The organism is Murinocardiopsis flavida (genome assembly GCF_003014485.1).
Taxonomy (GTDB): Bacteria; Actinomycetota; Actinomycetes; order Streptosporangiales; family Streptosporangiaceae; genus Murinocardiopsis; species Murinocardiopsis flavida.
Genome location: NZ_PYGA01000002.1, coordinates 352,845 through 368,650, shown reverse-complemented (window position 1 = coordinate 368,650; position 15,806 = coordinate 352,845). Strand labels below are relative to the sequence as shown.

General features: G+C 73.4%; 12 protein-coding genes. 7 read left to right on the top strand and 5 right to left on the bottom strand.

The genetic code is table 11. The features are described from left to right. The first annotated feature begins 74 nt into the window (after positions 1-74). On the top strand, positions 75-2,132 hold the full coding sequence (locus CLV63_RS04380; RefSeq protein ID WP_146165510.1) for a protein kinase domain-containing protein: 2,058 nt from the start codon (positions 75-77) through the stop codon (positions 2,130-2,132). A 37-nt stretch (positions 2,133-2,169) separates the two neighbouring features. Here CLV63_RS04380 and CLV63_RS04375 read toward each other — a convergent pair whose 3' ends face one another. The 3 genes from CLV63_RS04375 to yczE all read right to left on the bottom strand — a co-directional run bounded on the left by CLV63_RS04375 (position 2,170) and on the right by yczE (position 5,434). Beyond that, a complete protein-coding gene (locus CLV63_RS04375; RefSeq protein ID WP_106581549.1) occupies positions 2,170-2,379 on the bottom strand; it encodes a hypothetical protein in 210 nt (69 codons plus the stop codon). Between the two features lie 251 nt (positions 2,380-2,630). Further along, entirely contained in the window at positions 2,631-4,499 is a 1,869-nt protein-coding gene (locus tag CLV63_RS04370; protein ID WP_245928587.1) for a glycoside hydrolase family 15 protein, read from the bottom strand. A gap of 266 nt (positions 4,500-4,765) precedes the next feature. Then, a complete protein-coding gene (gene yczE / locus CLV63_RS04365) occupies positions 4,766-5,434 on the bottom strand; it encodes a membrane protein YczE (protein WP_106581548.1) in 669 nt (222 codons plus the stop codon). 174 nt (positions 5,435-5,608) lie between these two features. Between yczE and yczR the strand changes: the two genes are divergently transcribed. Both yczR and CLV63_RS04355 read left to right on the top strand, forming a co-directional pair. Beyond that, complete coding sequence (yczR, locus tag CLV63_RS04360) at positions 5,609-7,039, top strand: MocR-like transcription factor YczR (RefSeq protein ID WP_106581547.1); 1,431 nt, start codon at positions 5,609-5,611, stop codon at positions 7,037-7,039. 110 nt (positions 7,040-7,149) lie between these two features. Further along, positions 7,150-9,021 (top strand): AMP-dependent synthetase/ligase, encoded by a 1,872-nt coding sequence (locus CLV63_RS04355; RefSeq protein ID WP_106581546.1) that lies wholly within the window; start codon positions 7,150-7,152, stop codon positions 9,019-9,021. A 40-nt stretch (positions 9,022-9,061) separates the two neighbouring features. On the opposite strand, the gene CLV63_RS04350 is transcribed toward CLV63_RS04355, so the two are convergent. After that, a complete protein-coding gene (locus CLV63_RS04350; RefSeq protein WP_106581545.1) occupies positions 9,062-9,895 on the bottom strand; it encodes an alpha/beta hydrolase in 834 nt (277 codons plus the stop codon). 261 nt (positions 9,896-10,156) lie between these two features. Here CLV63_RS04350 and moaA point away from each other — a divergent pair, with 261 nt between their 5' ends. The 4 genes from moaA to CLV63_RS04330 all read left to right on the top strand — a co-directional run bounded on the left by moaA (position 10,157) and on the right by CLV63_RS04330 (position 14,345). Then, positions 10,157-11,191 carry a GTP 3',8-cyclase MoaA gene (gene moaA, locus CLV63_RS04345; protein WP_106581544.1) on the top strand — a complete coding sequence of 345 codons (1,035 nt, stop codon included), beginning with the start codon at positions 10,157-10,159 and terminating at the stop codon, positions 11,189-11,191. 191 nt (positions 11,192-11,382) lie between these two features. Continuing rightward, positions 11,383-12,570 carry an RtcB family protein gene (locus tag CLV63_RS04340; RefSeq protein ID WP_106581543.1) on the top strand — a complete coding sequence of 396 codons (1,188 nt, stop codon included), beginning with the start codon at positions 11,383-11,385 and terminating at the stop codon, positions 12,568-12,570. Positions 12,571-12,792: 222 nt separating this feature from the next. After that, on the top strand, positions 12,793-13,614 hold the full coding sequence (locus tag CLV63_RS04335; RefSeq protein WP_211301146.1) for a hypothetical protein: 822 nt from the start codon (positions 12,793-12,795) through the stop codon (positions 13,612-13,614). Beyond that, entirely contained in the window at positions 13,611-14,345 is a 735-nt protein-coding gene (locus CLV63_RS04330) for a hypothetical protein (RefSeq protein ID WP_106581542.1), read from the top strand. The genes CLV63_RS04335 and CLV63_RS04330 overlap by 4 nt, the downstream gene beginning before the upstream one ends. Before the next feature lie 218 nt (positions 14,346-14,563). Here CLV63_RS04330 and CLV63_RS04325 read toward each other — a convergent pair whose 3' ends face one another. Then, positions 14,564-15,544, bottom strand: coding sequence for an SDR family NAD(P)-dependent oxidoreductase (locus tag CLV63_RS04325; protein ID WP_106581541.1), 981 nt, complete (start codon positions 15,542-15,544; stop codon positions 14,564-14,566). Between the last annotated feature and the right edge of the window lie 262 nt (positions 15,545-15,806).

The window sequence follows — 15,806 nt, the reverse complement described above, 5'->3', positions numbered from 1 at the left end:
GCTGTCGGTGCCGCTACCCTTGTCCAGCGCCCCACCTTCCCCCGCCACCCGCCTGACCGGAATGAGTGTTCGCGTTGAGTTCTGCGCTGTTCGTCGGCCCCGATTCGCACCCGGACAAATACCGCCTGGTCAGGTCGGTCGGACGCGGGGGAGAGGCCACGCTCTACCTCGCCGAGGTGACCCTCGCCGGGCAGACCGAGCCGGTCGTGGTGAAGGTCCTCAACTCCGATGTCGCGGTCAACGAGGAGCAGTTCCGCGATCTCAGCTCGCGCTGGAACGACCAGGCCGAACTGCTGCGGTTCATCAACCGGCTCGGCGTCGTGGGGGTCCGCGAGCACTTCGAGGGCGTGCCCGAGCACCGCAGCGGCGAGTCGGCGGAGTACACCGACCGGTCGCTGTTCCTGGTGATGAACTACGTCGAGGGCATCGACCTGCGCGACTGGCGGGCCGAGCACGCCGTCGACGGACCCAAGGGGCAGCGCGAGGTCCTGCGCCACCTGGAGCAGATCGCCGAGGTCCTCGACTGGCTGCATTCCGGGCGGGCCACCCCGTCCAAGCGCGCGGTGGTGCACGGCGACCTCTCTCCCGGCAACATCATGATCAGCGACGAGGGCCAGGCGACGCTGGTCGACTTCGGGCTGAGCCGCATCGCCACCCGGCACATGACCGCGAAGCCGTGGTTCACCCCCGGCTACGCGGCACCCGAGGTGTTCAACGGCGAGTACTCGGCCGCCACCGACCGCTACGCGTTCGGCGCCATCGTCTACTTCGTGCTCGCCGGGGAGGAGCCGCCGCCCGCTCCGGAGCAGCTGCGCGAGCGGTTCGCCGCACTGCCCGCGGTGGAGGCCGCGGGTCCGCAGCAGCGCGACCGGATCACGTCGATGTTCTCCGCCGAGGCGACCGACCGGCCGTCGGCCTTCGACTGGATCACCACGCTGCGCTCGGTGAGCACGTCGGTGCCGTGGAGCGCGCCGGTGTCCAACCCCGGAGCGGCCGGGGCCGCGGCGGGAGCGGCCGCGGCAGGCGCCGCCGGAGCCGACGCCGCGATGGTGTCGGGCCCGGCCGCCGAACCCGGCGAGCCGGAGCCGTCCGGCCCCGCAGCGGCCGAGCAGGCGCCCGCGGAGGACGCCGGCGGCGCGGTCGAGTCGGCGCTGCCGCAGGGCCCGCCGAGCGGCCCTCCGCCGGCGGAGCAGCCCCCGAGTGCCGCCACCCCGCCGCAGGGCGGCCCCCCGCAGGGGCCGCGGATCACCGGCCCGAACGCCGGGCCGCCCACCGGCCCCAACGCCGGGCCGCCCACCGGCCCCAACGCCGCACCGCCCGCGGGGCCGCCCACCGGCCCGAACCACGGCTCGTTCGCCGCTCCGCCGCCCACTGCGCCCCAGCAGTCGTTCGGCGTGGGCCCGCAGCGCCCCGTGGGCGGCATGCGCGGGGCACGCCCGCAGCAGCCGCCGCCGCAGCCCCCTCAACCGGCGTTCGGGGGCGGCGCGCCCCACCTCGGGGCCGGGGCGCCCGGCGGGCCCGCCGGCGCGGCCCCCACCGCCCCCATGGGCGCGGTGCCGGGAGGAGAACGGCCGGCGAAGCGGAAGAAGTCGCGTGCGCCCGCGCTCATCGGTATGACGCTGCTCATCGTGCTGTGCCTCGCGGGCGGCGCGGGCGGCATGTACTGGCTCCTCGGCGGCACGCAGCAGGCGCCGGCCAACGAGCCCGAGAGTGCGCAGTCGCCCGACTCCCCGGAGCAGGCCTCGCCCCCGGCCGGGTCCGAGCCTGAGTCCGCCCCGCCGTCGCCGTCACCATCGGCGGGCGCTTCGGGTGGCGGCGAGGCGGCCATAGGCGTCGTCCTGGAGACCGACAACTCCTCCGGCGGTGCGAAGATCCAGAGCCAGAACAGCGGCGACGCGGGCGACTCACCGCCGATCACCCCCGGAGGGCCCGCCGACGAAGCGGGGCTGCGCCCGGGCGACCTCATCGTGGAGTTCGACTCCGAGGAGGTGCGCAACTCCGACCACCTCATCCTGCTGGTCAACGAGAAGAAGCCCGGTGACCGGGTCGAGCTGACCTACCGCGGCCCCGACGGCGCGGAGGCCGACGTCACGGTGACACTCGGCGCGAAGTCGGACCAGTCCGGCCAGTGACCAGGGCGCGGGTGCCACCGCGGCGTGCGGGCGGGCGCTACTTGGAGGGCTGGGGGACCTCGGGGCATTCGAGGGTGGGGTTCACGCCGACGTAGTTCAGCGGACCGGCGAGGATGGTCACCGCTGTGGTGCCGAGCGAGGCGCAGTTCTGCTCGCCGCTGTCGAAGTAGCCGCGCTGGATCGCCGCGAACACGCCGATCAGCAGCCAGATCACGATGATGGTGGGGATTGCCGCCTTGCCGACCATGAGCGACTCCTAGCAGGAGAGGGGACCGGGCGCCGGCCGCGCACGGTCGTGCGGGGGGCACTACCCACTTTCCGCCGGGATTGTCGGGCCGCGCGGCACGGGACGACCGGCGGTCGGCCGGTGCCGGACCGGATGCGGCGCGCGGCAGGCGCCGGGCAGGGACGTCGGCGGCGCCTACCGCCCGCCGCCCTCTCCGCCTACTGCGTTCACCCGCCGGTACCCGCCCGCGCGGCTCCCGCTGCCCGCCCCGCTCAGGGCCGCGTGGTCGGCGCGGCCTCCTCGCCGGATCCCGCGATCGGCGCGGAGTACGGCGCGTACTCGGCGCGCCGCTGCCCGTCGTGGCGCGACAGGTTGAGCGCGGTGGTCACCAGGGGCACGTGGCTGAACGCCTGCGGGAAGTTGCCGATCTGGCGGCCCTCCTTGGCGTCCCACTCCTCTGCGAGCAGCCCGACGTCGTTGCGCAGCGCGAGCAGGCGGTCGAACAGCTCGCGCGCCTCCTTCTCGCGGCCGATGGACAGCAGCGCGTTGGCGAGCCAGAAGCTGCACGCCAGGAACGCGCCTTCGTGGCCGGGGAGCTTGTCGGCGACGTCGTCGCGGTCGGTGCGGTACCGCATGACGAATCCGTCGATCATCAGGTCGTCGCGGACGGCCTCGACGGTGCCGATGACGCGGGGGTCGTCGTAGGGCAGGAAGCCGACCTCGGGGATCAGCAGCAGGGCGGCGTCGAGCTCCTTGCTGCCGTAGTACTGGGTGAAGGTGTTGCGCGCGGAGTCGTAGCCGTACTCGCACACCTCGGCGTGGATGGTGTCGCGCAGCGCGCGCCAGCGCTCGACCGGCCCCTCCTTGCCGAACTCCTCGACCATGCGGACCGCCCGGTCGGCCGCGACCCACGCCATGACCTTCGAGTGGACGAAGTGCTGGCGGGGCCCGCGCACCTCCCACAGCCCTTCGTCGGGGGAGTCCCAGCACCATTCCAGGTAGTTGACGAGGGACCGCTGCAAGCCCCACACGTGCTCGCCGCTGTGCAGGCCGGAGCGCAGCGCCAGGTGCAGCACGTCCATGACCTCGCCGTAGACGTCCAGCTGGTACTGGCCGACCGCGGCGTTGCCGATGCGCACCGGGCGGGAGTTCTCGTAGCCGGGCAGCCAGTCGGCCTCCCATTCGGCGAGCCGCCGCTCGCCGCGCACCCCGTACATGATCTGCATGTGCTGCGGTTCGCCCGCGACCGCCCGGACCAGCCACTCGCGCCAGGCGTAGGCCTCGGTGCTGAAGCCGCTGCGGATCAGCGCCTCGAGGGTGATGGTGGCGTCGCGCAGCCAGCAGTACCGGTAGTCCCAGTTGCGGACCCCGCCGATGTCCTCGGGCAGGGAGGTGGTGGGGGCCGCGACGATGCCGCCGGTGGGACCGTAGGTCAGCGCCTTCAGGGTGATGAGGGAGCGGACGACGGCGTCGCGGTAGTCGCCCTCGTAGTTGCACTGCTCGACCCAGCCCCGCCAGAACTTCTCGGTCTGGTTGAGGGCCTTCTCGGCGTCGAGGTGGGCGGACTCCTCGACGTGCGAGGGGTGCCACGTCATGACGAACGGGGTCTTCTGCCGGGGGGCGACCGTGAACTCGGCGTCGTGCACGAAGTTGTGGCCCTCGAACTCCACCGGCGAGCTGAGCCAGACGGAGTCGGGGCCGGCGACGCCGACGATCTCGTTGCCGGTGCGGTGGATCCACGGCACCACGTTGCCGTAGTCGAAGCGCAGCCGCACGGCGGTCTCGACGGGGACGGAGCCGCGCAGCCCCTCGACGATGCGGACCACGTGCGGGGCGCTGCCGCGCGGCGGCATGAAGTCGATGACCCGGATGGCGCCCTCGGGGGTCTCCCAGTCCGTTTCGAGGATCAGGGTCTCGTGCCGGTAGCGCCGCCGGACGACCTTCGCCTCGGGATGCGTGGGGCGCAGCGACCAGTTGCCGTTCTGCTCGTCGCCGAGCAGCGCCGACAGGCACGCCGGAGAGTCGAAGTGCGGCAGGCACAGCCAGTCGATGGAGCCGTCGCGTCCAACGAGAGCGGCGGTCTGCATGTCGCCGATCAGCGCGTAGTCCTCAATCCGCTTGGACACGCGGCTCACCCCCAGAGAAAAAACAGAGTTCACGTACGCCAAGATCACGTTGCCGCTGAAACCGTATCCAACTCTGGAACGTCCGCGAGCCCCTCGACGGGCAGCGGTGCGGCGTCATCGTGGCTTTCTGATGCTCATACCCCGACGGTCCCCGCCGGAGGCGGCATCGCCGGTCCCGGCCACGTTAGTTGCGCCGCGCGGTGCCCGAGCCACCGAAGGGCCGTTCGTCAGGTCACGTTAGGGCCGCAATGCGGGCGGACGGGGCGCTTCGGGCATTGCGCTCAGGTCGCGCCGCCGGCGGGCGGCGGCCCGGCGTCCGGGACGGGGACGTCGAGGAGCGGCAGGAACACCTGGGCGAGCGGGCCGATGGCGACCGCGAACAGCAGGGTCCCCACGCCGACCGTCCCGCCGAGGAGGAAGCCGAGGACCACCACCGACACCTCGACGGTGGTGCGGGCCGCGCGCACCGACCAGCCCTTGGCCGCGAGACCGGTCATGAGGCCGTCGCGCGGGCCCGGGCCGAGCCGCGCCCCGATGTAGCAGCCGGTGCCGATGGCGAGGACCAGGATGCCCAGCAGCAGTGCGGCGATGCGGGCCGGCAGCCCCTCGACCTCGGGGAGCCACCACAGGGACACGTCGACCGACAGGCCGACCACGACGACGTTGCTGAACGTGCCGATGCCGGCGCGCTGGCGCAGGGGGATCCACAGCAGCATCACCGTGCCGCCCATGATGATGGTCCACGTCCCGACCGTCAGGCCGGTCTGCTGGGCGAGCCCCTGGTGCAGCACGTCCCACGGGTTGGCGCCCAGGCCGGAGACCATCGGGAGGGCGCAGCCGAGCCCGAACAGGTAGAGGCCGACGGCGAGCTGGACGAGGCGGCGCCACCGCGGCCCGGGCAGGGCCGGGGTGAGGAAGACGCGGCGGACGAGGGCGGACGGCGCGGACAACGGGGCGTGCTCCTTGGGTGGTTCGCGGGCGATGGAGACGGCGCCGAACTCGTGACAGACTGGGCCGCTCAGGCAATATTGGCCTTTTCCCGGCCAGTACGGTAGATCCAATTATGAGAAGTGGCGTGCTCCGATTCGGCGCGCCGACCCTGCCCTCGATCGGAGGCGGCGCCCATGGCCGCCGGTACCCGCCGGATCAACGGCCACCTGCTCGCCCGGCTCATCGGCCGCGACGGGCGGGCGCGCCCCTACTACCTCTCCGTCGGGCGCTCCATCAGCGGGCTGATCCTCGACGGCCGCATCCCCACCCACACCCGGCTGCCCGCGGAGCGCGACCTCGCCGATTCGCTGGGCCTCAGCCGCAACACCGTCACCGCGTCCTACACCTGGCTGCGCGAGAACGGCTTCCTCGACAGCCGCAGGGGCGCCGGCAGTTGGACGCTGCTGCCCTCCACCGCGGGTAACAACGACTCCGTGCTCCTCCCGCGCTCCGAGCCCATCGACCTCGGCATCGCCGCGCCGCCCGCCATCGAGGGCATGCAGGCGGCGGCGCGGATGGCGGTGGAGCAGCTCGCCGCGCACGTCGGCGGGCGCGGGTACACCACCTTCGGGCTGCCCGAGCTGCGCCACGCGGTGGCCCGCCGCTACGTCGAGCGGGGCCTGCCCACCGAACCCGACCAGATCCTCATCACCAACGGCGCCCAGCACGCCGCGGCCCTGCTCATGGAACTGCTGGTGCAGCCGGGCGACAGCGTCCTGCTGGAGTCGCCCACGTTTCCGCACACCCTCGACACCGTACGCCAGCGGGGCGCCCGGCTGCGCACGATGGGCGTCGGACCCAACGGCTGGGAGATGGACGTCGTCGCCGACGCGTTCCGGCAGGGGCGGCCCAAGGCCGCGTTCGTCATCCCCGACTTCCACAACCCCACCGGCGCGCTCATGGACGACGACGAGCGCGCCGCGCTCGTCGCCGAGGCGCGCCGGGCGGGCAGCTCCCTGATCGTGGACGAGTCGGTCGCCGAACTCGCCATCGACCCCGGCGACCAGCCGGCGCCCACCGCCGTCCACGACCGCGACGGCAGGGTGTTCAGCATCGGGTCCACGGCGAAGCTGTTCTGGGGCGGCCTGCGCATCGGCTGGATCCGCACCACCCCGCCCATGGCGGCCCGGCTCATGGCGCTGCGCCAGCGCTTCGACCTGTCCAGCCCCGTCCTGGAGCAGCTGACGGCCACACACCTGCTCGCCGACGTGCTGCGCATCCGGGCCGAGCGCATCCGCCAGGTCCGCCGCAACCGCGACGCGCTCGTCGCTGCGCTGCGCGCGGAGCTGCCCGAGTGGCGGTTCGTCACCCCCAGCGGGGGCCTCGTGCTGTGGGCGCGGCTGCCCGCGCCCACGGCGACGGCGCTCACCGAGGCCGCCGACCGCAACGGCGTCCACGCCGCCCCCGGGCCGATCTTCGGCACCGAGGGCACGCTGGAGCACTTCGTCCGGCTCGCCTACACCCAGCCCCCCGAAGTGCTGCACGACGGCGTGCGGCGGCTCGCGCGGGCCCACGCCGAGACCGCAGCCCGGCCGGCGGCGCAGCCCCGCGGCCCCTACCTCTGACCGGGTGACCCGCCGCATTCTCGCCCGCCGCCCTTGATCGGTGCGCCCCGCCGTGGTCCGATCTGACCACCAATGGTGATCTGGGACACATCGACACGTGGGACGGGACCATGGACGCTACAGAGAAGAGCCGGCAGGAAGTCGACGCCGAAATCGACGGCATGACCCTGGTCGACTGGCTGCGCGACACAGCGCAGCGCGACCCCGACGCACCCGCGCTGTCCGAATGGACCGGCGCCACCACCGCCGACGGCCAATGGCAGACCACCACTTGGGGGGCCTACCGGCAGACCGCGCTCGACCTCGCCGCGGCGTTCATCGACGCCGGCGCCGCACCGGGCGACATCGTGGCGCTGATGCTGCCCAACTGCGCCGCGCACCTGATGGCCGACCTCGGCGCGGTGCACGCGGGCGCCGTGCCGCTGTCGGTCTACAGCACCTTCGCCCCCGACCAGATCGGCCACGTCGCCGCCGACTGCGCCGCCACCGTGGCCGTCCTCGCCGGCGCCGACGAACTCGCCCGCTGGGAACCCGTCCTCGACCGCCTCCCCGCGCTGCACACCGTCGTCCTCTGCGACGCCGCCTCCGTCCCGGCCCCCGGCACCGGCAGCGGGCCCCGGTTCGTGTCGTGGGACGAGTTCCTCGACGGCGGGCGGCGCAGCCGCGCCGCCGACCCCGGCCCCGTCGAGCGCCGCATGGCCGCGCTCACCCCGGACCACAACGCCACCCTGCTCTACACCTCGGGCACCACCGGCGCCCCCAAAGGGGTGTTCGAAACCCACCACCAGGTCCTCTACCAGGTCACGGTGTCGCACCGCACCTCGCCGATGGCGCGCCACTCCGTCTCCCTGTCGTACCTGCCGCTGGCCCACATCGCCGAGCGCGTCCTCAGCGTCTACCTGCCGATCAAGGTCGCCGGCCACATCCACTTCTGCCCCGACCCCCGCCAGCTCGGCATGTACCTCGGGATGGTGCGCCCGCACGGGCTGTTCGGCGTCCCGCGCGTGTGGGAGAAGCTGCGCGCGGGACTGTCCGGCGCGCTCGCCGCGGCGTCGGAGGAGCAGCGGGCGGCGGTGGAGGCGGCGGCCGACACCGCCCGCGCCTATGTGCTCGCCGGGCAGCGCGGCGCGACCCCGCCGGACGACCTCGCCCGGCGCTTCGCTGCGGCGGACGAGCAGGTCCTTGCGCCCATCCGCGCCCTGGTCGGCCTCGACCGCGCCGAGCACCTGATCAGCGCCGCCGCCCCGATGCCGGTGGACGTGCTGCACTTCTTCGCCGGGCTGGGCTGCGTCATCCGCGACGTCTACGGCATGACCGAGAACTGCGGCGCCGCCACCGCCAACCGCATGGGGTCCTACGCGTTCGGCAGCGTCGGGCGGCCGGTCGACGGCATCGAGGTCCGCGCGGCCGACGACGGCGAGCTGCTGATCCGCGGCCCCATCAACACCGCCGGGTACCACAACCTCCCCGACGCGACCGCCGCGCTCATCGACCCCGACGGGTGGCTGCACACCGGCGACATCGGCAGCGTCGACGACGACGGCTTCGTCTACGTCGTCGACCGCAAGAAGGAGCTCATCATCACCGCGGGCGGCGAGAACATCGCACCGGCCGAGGTGGAGAACCTGCTCAAGGAGCACCCCCTCGTCGGCCAGGCCCTCGCCTACGCCGACCGCCGCCCCTACCTCGTGGCGCTGCTCGTCCTGGACGCCGAGGCCGCCCGCGCCTGGGCCGACACCGCGGGGCTCGACGCCCGCGACCCGGCGGCGCTCGCCGAGCACCCCGCCGTCCTCGCCGAAGTGGGCCGCGCCGTCGAGGCGGCCAACACCCGGCTGTCGCGCATCCAGCAGGTCAAGCGGTGGCTGCTGCTCCCGGTGGAGTGGACCGCCGAGAGCGAGGAGCTCACCCCCAGCCTCAAACTGAAGCGCCGTGTCATCCAGCGCAAGTACGCGGGGGCGATCGACGCCCTCTATGACGAGTGACGCCGCGCGGGCCCGGCCGTGCCGGGCCCGCGCCCGCGGCTCACTCGGCCGGCACGAACCGCCGCGCGAAGCGCACGACCTCGTCCAGCACCTCGTCGCGGTTGGTCTCGTTGAACACCTCGTGCCGGGCACCGGGGAAGATCCGCGCGGTGAAGTCGTCCCCGGCGAAGGCGGCGATGCCCATCCCCGTGTCGGACATCGGCACCAGCATGTCGGCGGCGCCGTGCACCCACAGCTGCGGCAGGCCGGGCGGGCCGTCGGCGGTGACGCGCGCCATCTCGGTGTGCAGCGCCTTGAGCGTGGCCACCTTGAACGGGCCGTGCCAGATCAGCTCGTCGGCGGTGTAGTCGGCGCCGACGGCGGGATCGCGCGAGAGCGTGTCGGTCTCGATCGGCGCGTCGGGGATCTCCGCCGCGGCGAGCGCCTTTGCCGCGGCCGTCCACCGCCCCAGCACCGGCCCCGACAGCACCACGGCCGCCAGTTCCTCGGGGTGGACCTGGGAGTAGCGGGCCGCGATGAGCCCGCCCATGGAGTGGCCGATGAGCACCAGCGGCAGGGTGCGGTAGGCGCTGCGCGCCTGGAGCAGCACCCGGTGCACGTCGTCCACCACATCGGTGAAGTCCTCGATGAGCACCCGCTCCCCGGAGGAGCGCCCGTGCCCCCGGTGGTCCAGCCCGTAGACGGCGGCGCCCGCCGCGCACAGGTACCGCGCCACGTACTCGTAGCGGCCGATATGCTCGCCGTAGCCGTGGACCAGCACCGCCAGCCAGCGCGGCTCGGCGTCGGTCGGCGCCCACGCTCGCGCGGACAGGCGCTCGGCGCCGTCGGGCCCTCCCGGCAGATTCCACTCGCGTACGGCGACCTCGCTGACCATGCGCACCCCTTCGACTACTGTGACGCGAACCACGACACCGGAAGACTATGGGGGCGCGGGCCCGCGCGCCGCAGCGGCCGGGTCCGCGGGCGCTGCCCCGCGGCGCTTCGGGGCGGCGGCGCGCCTTTCGACCGGTGGCGGCGCAGCCGTCCGGGCCCCGGTCTCGTAGGCTGGGGGCATGGCGGGGACCACGCCAGGGCGGTCCGCCGGACCGCCCGCGCCGGTTCGCGCCCACCGCTGTCGTTACCGGAGGTGGCCCCAGTGCCGGCCGAACTCACGCCGCCGAACCCCGCGAGCGGGGCGGCGGGACTCGCCGACTCCTACGGGAGGACGGCCACCGACCTGAGGGTCTCGCTCACCGATCGCTGCAACCTGCGGTGCACGTACTGCATGCCCGCCGAAGGGCTCGACTGGCTGCCCAAGCCCGAACTCCTCACCGACGACGAGATCAACCGCCTCATCACCATCGGGGTCACGCGGCTCGGCATCGAGCAGATCCGGTTCACCGGCGGCGAACCGCTGCTGCGCCGCGGCTTTCCCGGCATCATCGCGGCCGCGACGGCGCTCGCGCCGCGCCCGCACACGGCCGTCACCACCAACGGCATCGGGCTCGCCCGCATGGCGCCGGCCCTCGCCGAGTCAGGGCTCGACCGGGTCAACGTCTCCCTCGACACCCTGCGCCCCGAGACCTTCGAGGCCATGGCGCGGCGCCGCAGGCTGACCGACGTCCTCGACGGCATGGCCGGGGCCGCCGCAGCGGGGCTCACCCCCGTGAAGGTCAACGCCGTCCTCATGCGCGGCGTCAACGACGCCGAAGCGCCCGACCTGCTCCGCTACTGCCTCGACCACGGCTATGAGCTGCGGTTCATCGAGCAGATGCCGCTCGACGCCCAGCACGGCTGGCGGCGCGAGAACATGATCACCGCCGACGAGATCCTCGACCGGCTCGGCGCCGAGTTCACCCTTGAGGCCGCCGACGCCGACACCCGCGGCAGCGCGCCCGCCGAACTGTTCCACGTCGACGGCGGCCCGGCCACGGTCGGCGTCATCGGTTCGGTCACCCGCCCGTTCTGCGGCGCCTGCGACCGGGTCCGGCTCACCGCCGACGGCCAGATCCGCAACTGCCTGTTCGCCCGCGAGGAGTCCGACCTCCGCGGCCCCATGCGCGACGGCGCCACCGACGCCGAGCTGGCCGACCGCTGGCGCGCCGCGGTCGCGAGCAAGCTCCCCGGCCACGGAATCAACGACCCCAGCTTCCTGCAACCCGCGCGCCCCATGTCGGCGATCGGCGGCTGAACCGCACCGCGCACGGCCCGGACCCCGGACGGGTCCGGGCCGGGCCCGGTCGGCGGGCCGGTGGCGCGGTGTGCTGTCCGGAAAACCGATTGCAACGGCACCGCGGGCTCTGGCGTCATAGGTGGGTGCGGCCCGGCCGGGCCGCGACCGGCGTTTCCCCCTGTTTTCCCTGGAAAGGGAGGTGGCCCACCATGCCGTACACCGAAGCCCCGGGCGTGCGCGTCCCGATCCGCATGTGGGCCGACCCCCAGTCGGTCGAGCCCGCGGCGATGGACCAGCTCCGCAACGTCACCATGATGCCGTGGGTGCACGGCCTGGCCGTGATGCCCGACGTCCACTACGGCAAGGGCGCGACGGTCGGGTCCGTCATCGCCATGCGCGACGCGGTGTCGCCCGCGGCGGTCGGGGTCGACATCGGCTGCGGCATGACCGCGGTCAAGTCCACCCTCATGGCCGAGGACCTGCCCGACGACCTGGGCCGGCTCCGCTCCGCTCTTGAGGCGGCCGTCCCGGTGGGGTTCCACGCGCACACGACGCCGGTGAACCCGCGCAACGTGCACGGCCTGAAGACCGCAGGGTGGGACGCGTTCTGGGACGGCTTCAGCGGGCTGGCGCGGCCCGTGCACAACCGGCGCCAGCGGGCCGAGAACCAGATGGGCACCCTCGGCGGCGGCAACCACTTCCTTGAGGTCTGCCTCGACGGCGAGAACCGCGTGTGGCTGGTGCTGCATTCGGGGTCCCGCAACATCGGCAAGGAACTCGCCGAGCACCACATCGAGCAGGCCCAGAAGCTGCCCCACAACCAGGACCTGCCCGACCGCAACCTCGCCGTGTTCGTCAGCGGCACCCCCGAGATGCACGCCTACCGCCGCGACCTGTTCTGGGCGCAGGACTACGCCCGGCGCAACCGCGACGTGATGATGGGCCTGGCCTGCGATGTCATGCGCAAGGCCGTCCCCGGTGTGCGCTTCGAGCAGTGGATCTCCTGCCACCACAACTACGTCGCGGAGGAGCGCTACGACGACGTCGACGTCCTGGTCACCCGCAAGGGGGCCATCCGCGCCGGCAGCGGCGACATCGGCATCATCCCCGGCAGCATGGCGACCGGGACCTATATCGTGCGGGGCCTCGGCAGCACCGCGTCGTTCAACTCCGCGTCGCACGGGGCGGGCCGCAAGATGAGCCGGAACAAGGCGAAGAAGACGTTCACCGAGGCCGACCTCATCGAGCAGACCGAGGGCGTGGAGTGCCGCAAGGACACCGGGGTGCTCGACGAGATCCCCGGCGCCTACAAGGACCTGAACAGCGTGATCGAGGCCCAGACCGACCTGGTCGAGGTCGTCGCGCACCTGCGCCAGGTCGTGTGCGTCAAGGGCTGAACCCCCGCGGCCCGGTCGCGCGGGCGGGGCGGCGGGCCGGGCCGCCATGCGGCGCACCGGCCGCCGCCCGCCCGGCGGCCAGTAGCGCTCATGGGGCGGTCGATGCGCCCGCCGGTCGGTGTTCCCCGTTTCCACCCGGCTTTCCAGGGCAGTCTGCACCGTGAAGCGCCGTGGCCGGAGCCCCCCGAAAGGTCCGGCCGGCGCGCACTTGGGAGGCCAGACATGGACATCGGCCTGATCATCGGAGTGGTCGTCGTCATCGTCATCGTTGCGGCGATCGCCGGATTCGTACTGATGCGCAAGCCCGAGCAGCGCAGCAAGAGACTGAAAGCCCAGTTCGGGCCCGAATACGACCGAGCCGTCAGCGCGCACGGCGGCGACCGCCAGGCGGCGGAGAAGGAGCTCGCGGACCGCAAGGACCTGCACCGCAAGCTGGAACTGCGCGATCTCCCCGAGGAGACCCGGCGCGACTACACGCGCCAGTGGACCGCCATCCAGGAGCGGTTCGTCGACGCGCCGTCGGAGGCCGTGGGCGACGCGGACCGCCTGCTCACCCGGCTCATGTCCGACCGCGGTTACCCGACGGAAGGGTTCGAGGAGCAGGCCGCGCTGCTATCGGTGGACCACGCCCGCACCCTCGACAACTACCGCGCCGCGCACGACATCGCCGTGAACGACGCAGCGGGGCGCGGCAGCACTGAGGACCTGCGCAACGCCATGGTCTACTACCGGACCCTCTTCTCCGAACTCCTGGGGCACGACGCCTCCGGCCATGGCCCGGCGGCGGCGACATCCGAAACCGCCCCCGGCACCGGCCGCGAGCGCGGCACCGGCGACACGGGCCACGGCCTCACGGCCGACCGTCCAGGACGCGGCGGCGAGCGCGGCACCGGCGATCCGGGGCACGGCGTCCCGGCCGACCGACCCGGCCCGGCGACGGGCGCCGGGGAAGTCCCGTCCGCGCGGCCCGGTGGGCACGACGGCCCGGCGCCGCCCCCGCGCCGGGGCGGCACCGCCCCCCGAGAGGAAGGCGGACCACGGTGAACCGCGACGAGACCCCGGGCGCGGGCGGCTCCGAGGCCGCCGAACCCGCCAGGACCGGCGACTCGCCCACCCGGCGGGAGGTCCGCTGGAGCTTCCGCCGCCCCGACAAGCACCGCGACCGCCCCGAGCCGGAGGCCGCGGCGACGGCGGCCGAGTCGGGGCGGCCCGCCGAATGGCGCGAGCCCGGGGCCGACACCGATCCCGAATCGACGCGCGTGACCCAGCCGGGGAGGGTGCGTACCGGCGCCGACCGGGACGCGGCCGAGCACGGCTCCCGCTCCCACCGCTCGGACGACGCTGCCACCGCAGGAGCGGGCCGCCCCGGATCCCTCTCGGCCGCGCATGAGGCACGCGCCCAGGAACCGGGCGCGAAGGACCCGCTCGCACCGGGTGCGGCGGACCCGCCCGCGCCGAGGGCCGAGTCCGCCCCCGCAGGCGCGGTCACCGGGTCCGCGGGCTCGACCGGCCTGTCGGCGAAGACCCGCTGGCGGGATGTCCAGAGCGCATTCGTCGACGACCCGCCGCGCGCGGTCCGCGACGCGGACGCGCTCATCGCAGGCGAACTGGAGGCGCTGACCGCGCGCCTCGTCGAGCGTCGGCGGGCTCTCCGCGGTGTGTGGGAGGGCGAGCACCCCGCCGACACCGAACTGCTCCGCACGACCCTGCGCGAGTACCGTGACCTGCTGGAACTCGTGACATCGGTCGAAACCCGCGACCGGCCCGCGTCCTGACGCCCGAGAGCGGAGGGATCGGCCGCCGCCCCGGCAGGAGCGGCGGAAGAGATCGGCCGCGTCACGGCGGACGCGGGCGCACGGACCGGCCGCTGTCTTGGCGACCGGTCCCCGCGTAACCCGCCCGGAGGACGGGGCGGCGGCGAACCGCCCCCGGTCCCGGCACGCGGGGTGCACGCCTCGGTTCGGCACGCCGCCGCGTCGCGCGTTGGCGTGTGTCACTTCGTCGCCTTGCCGGAGAGGCCGACACCGGTGAGTCGGGCCGATGCCCGCCACAGACGGTCGGCGCTGTCGGGGTCGAGTGCGTAGGGACGAACGCCGCCGTCCTCCATGGAACCGTTGGCGGTGGCGAGCGGCGCGATGTCGCAGTCTTCGCAGTACCGGCCGCCAAGGTCGGTCAGGCTCGGCGAGGTGGCCGCCCAAAGCCCGGTCGCCGCCCCTTGGCTCGGCGTCTTGAATCCGCGGGCGACGATGTTCCCCTGCTCGTCGATCCAGCCGCGCTCGATCTGCTCGGCAGCCGTCATATCGCGCTGAAGCTCGGTGATGACCGCCCCGGGGTGCAGCGAGAAGGCGCGCACGCCGTCCTCCCGCCCTATGGCATCGAGGTGCACGGCGAACAGTACGTTGGCCGTCTTCGACTGCCCGTATGCCGACCACTTGTCGTAGCAGTCGTCGAAGTGCATGTCGTCCCAGCGGATGTCGGACAGCTGGTGCCCGGCCGAGGAGTACGACACCACCCGTGCACCGCCGGCATTCGCCAGCAACGGGAAGAGCAGGGTCATGAGGACGAAATGGCCGAGGTGATTGATCGCGAACTGGCCTTCCCAACCGGGCCCGACGCGACGTTCGGGAGAGGCCATCACGCCTGCGGCCGCGATCGCGATGTCCAGCGTCGTTTCGGATTCTCGTAGCTGCTCGCAGGCTCGGTGCACACTGGGGAGGTCGGCCAGGTCCATCGGAATGACGGTGACCCCGGCGAGGTCGGCAAGCCGGTCACGAGCCACCTGTGGACGTCGGGCCGGAACGAGGACCCGTGCCCCTGCCTGCGCCAGTGAGCGGGTCGTCTCGAACCCAAGGCCGGAGTAACCGCCGGTGACCAGGGCGGTCCTGCCCGCGAGATCGACACCGGCCATCACCCCGGCGGCCGTGGAAGCGGCAGTGAACCCTGACTGGATCGGCGTCTGCTGGATGTCGGTCATGCCGCGAACCTAGGATCTGGAGCGCACTCCAGATCAAGTCGGGATGTGCGCCCCGTTGACCGCACCAGCCGCGGAAGAGGCCTTCTCGGTCGGCGAGGTCGGCGAGCGCACCCGCGCCGCCGATCGCGTCCGGTCGGGCCGCCGCGGGGCGCGAGGGGGCGCTGATGCCGGTGGTGCGGATGGGGTACTGGGGTGTGAGAGGCGAATTCTCAGTGGCCGGAAACGGTCATGCGCTCCGAAAGCGTCCGATACCGCCGTTCAC

Coding starts and splice junctions, on each gene's coding strand:
- CLV63_RS04375 (WP_106581549.1), bottom strand. CDS start 2,379: ATGGTCGGCAAGGCGGCAATCCCCACCATCATCGTGATCTGGCTGCTG.
- yczR (WP_106581547.1), top strand. CDS start 5,609: ATGGCCGCCGGTACCCGCCGGATCAACGGCCACCTGCTCGCCCGGCTC.
- CLV63_RS04355 (WP_106581546.1), top strand. CDS start 7,150: ATGGACGCTACAGAGAAGAGCCGGCAGGAAGTCGACGCCGAAATCGAC.
- CLV63_RS04350 (WP_106581545.1), bottom strand. CDS start 9,895: ATGGTCAGCGAGGTCGCCGTACGCGAGTGGAATCTGCCGGGAGGGCCC.
- CLV63_RS04340 (WP_106581543.1), top strand. CDS start 11,383: ATGCCGTACACCGAAGCCCCGGGCGTGCGCGTCCCGATCCGCATGTGG.
- CLV63_RS04335 (WP_211301146.1), top strand. CDS start 12,793: ATGGACATCGGCCTGATCATCGGAGTGGTCGTCGTCATCGTCATCGTT.
- CLV63_RS04325 (WP_106581541.1), bottom strand. CDS start 15,544: ATGACCGACATCCAGCAGACGCCGATCCAGTCAGGGTTCACTGCCGCT.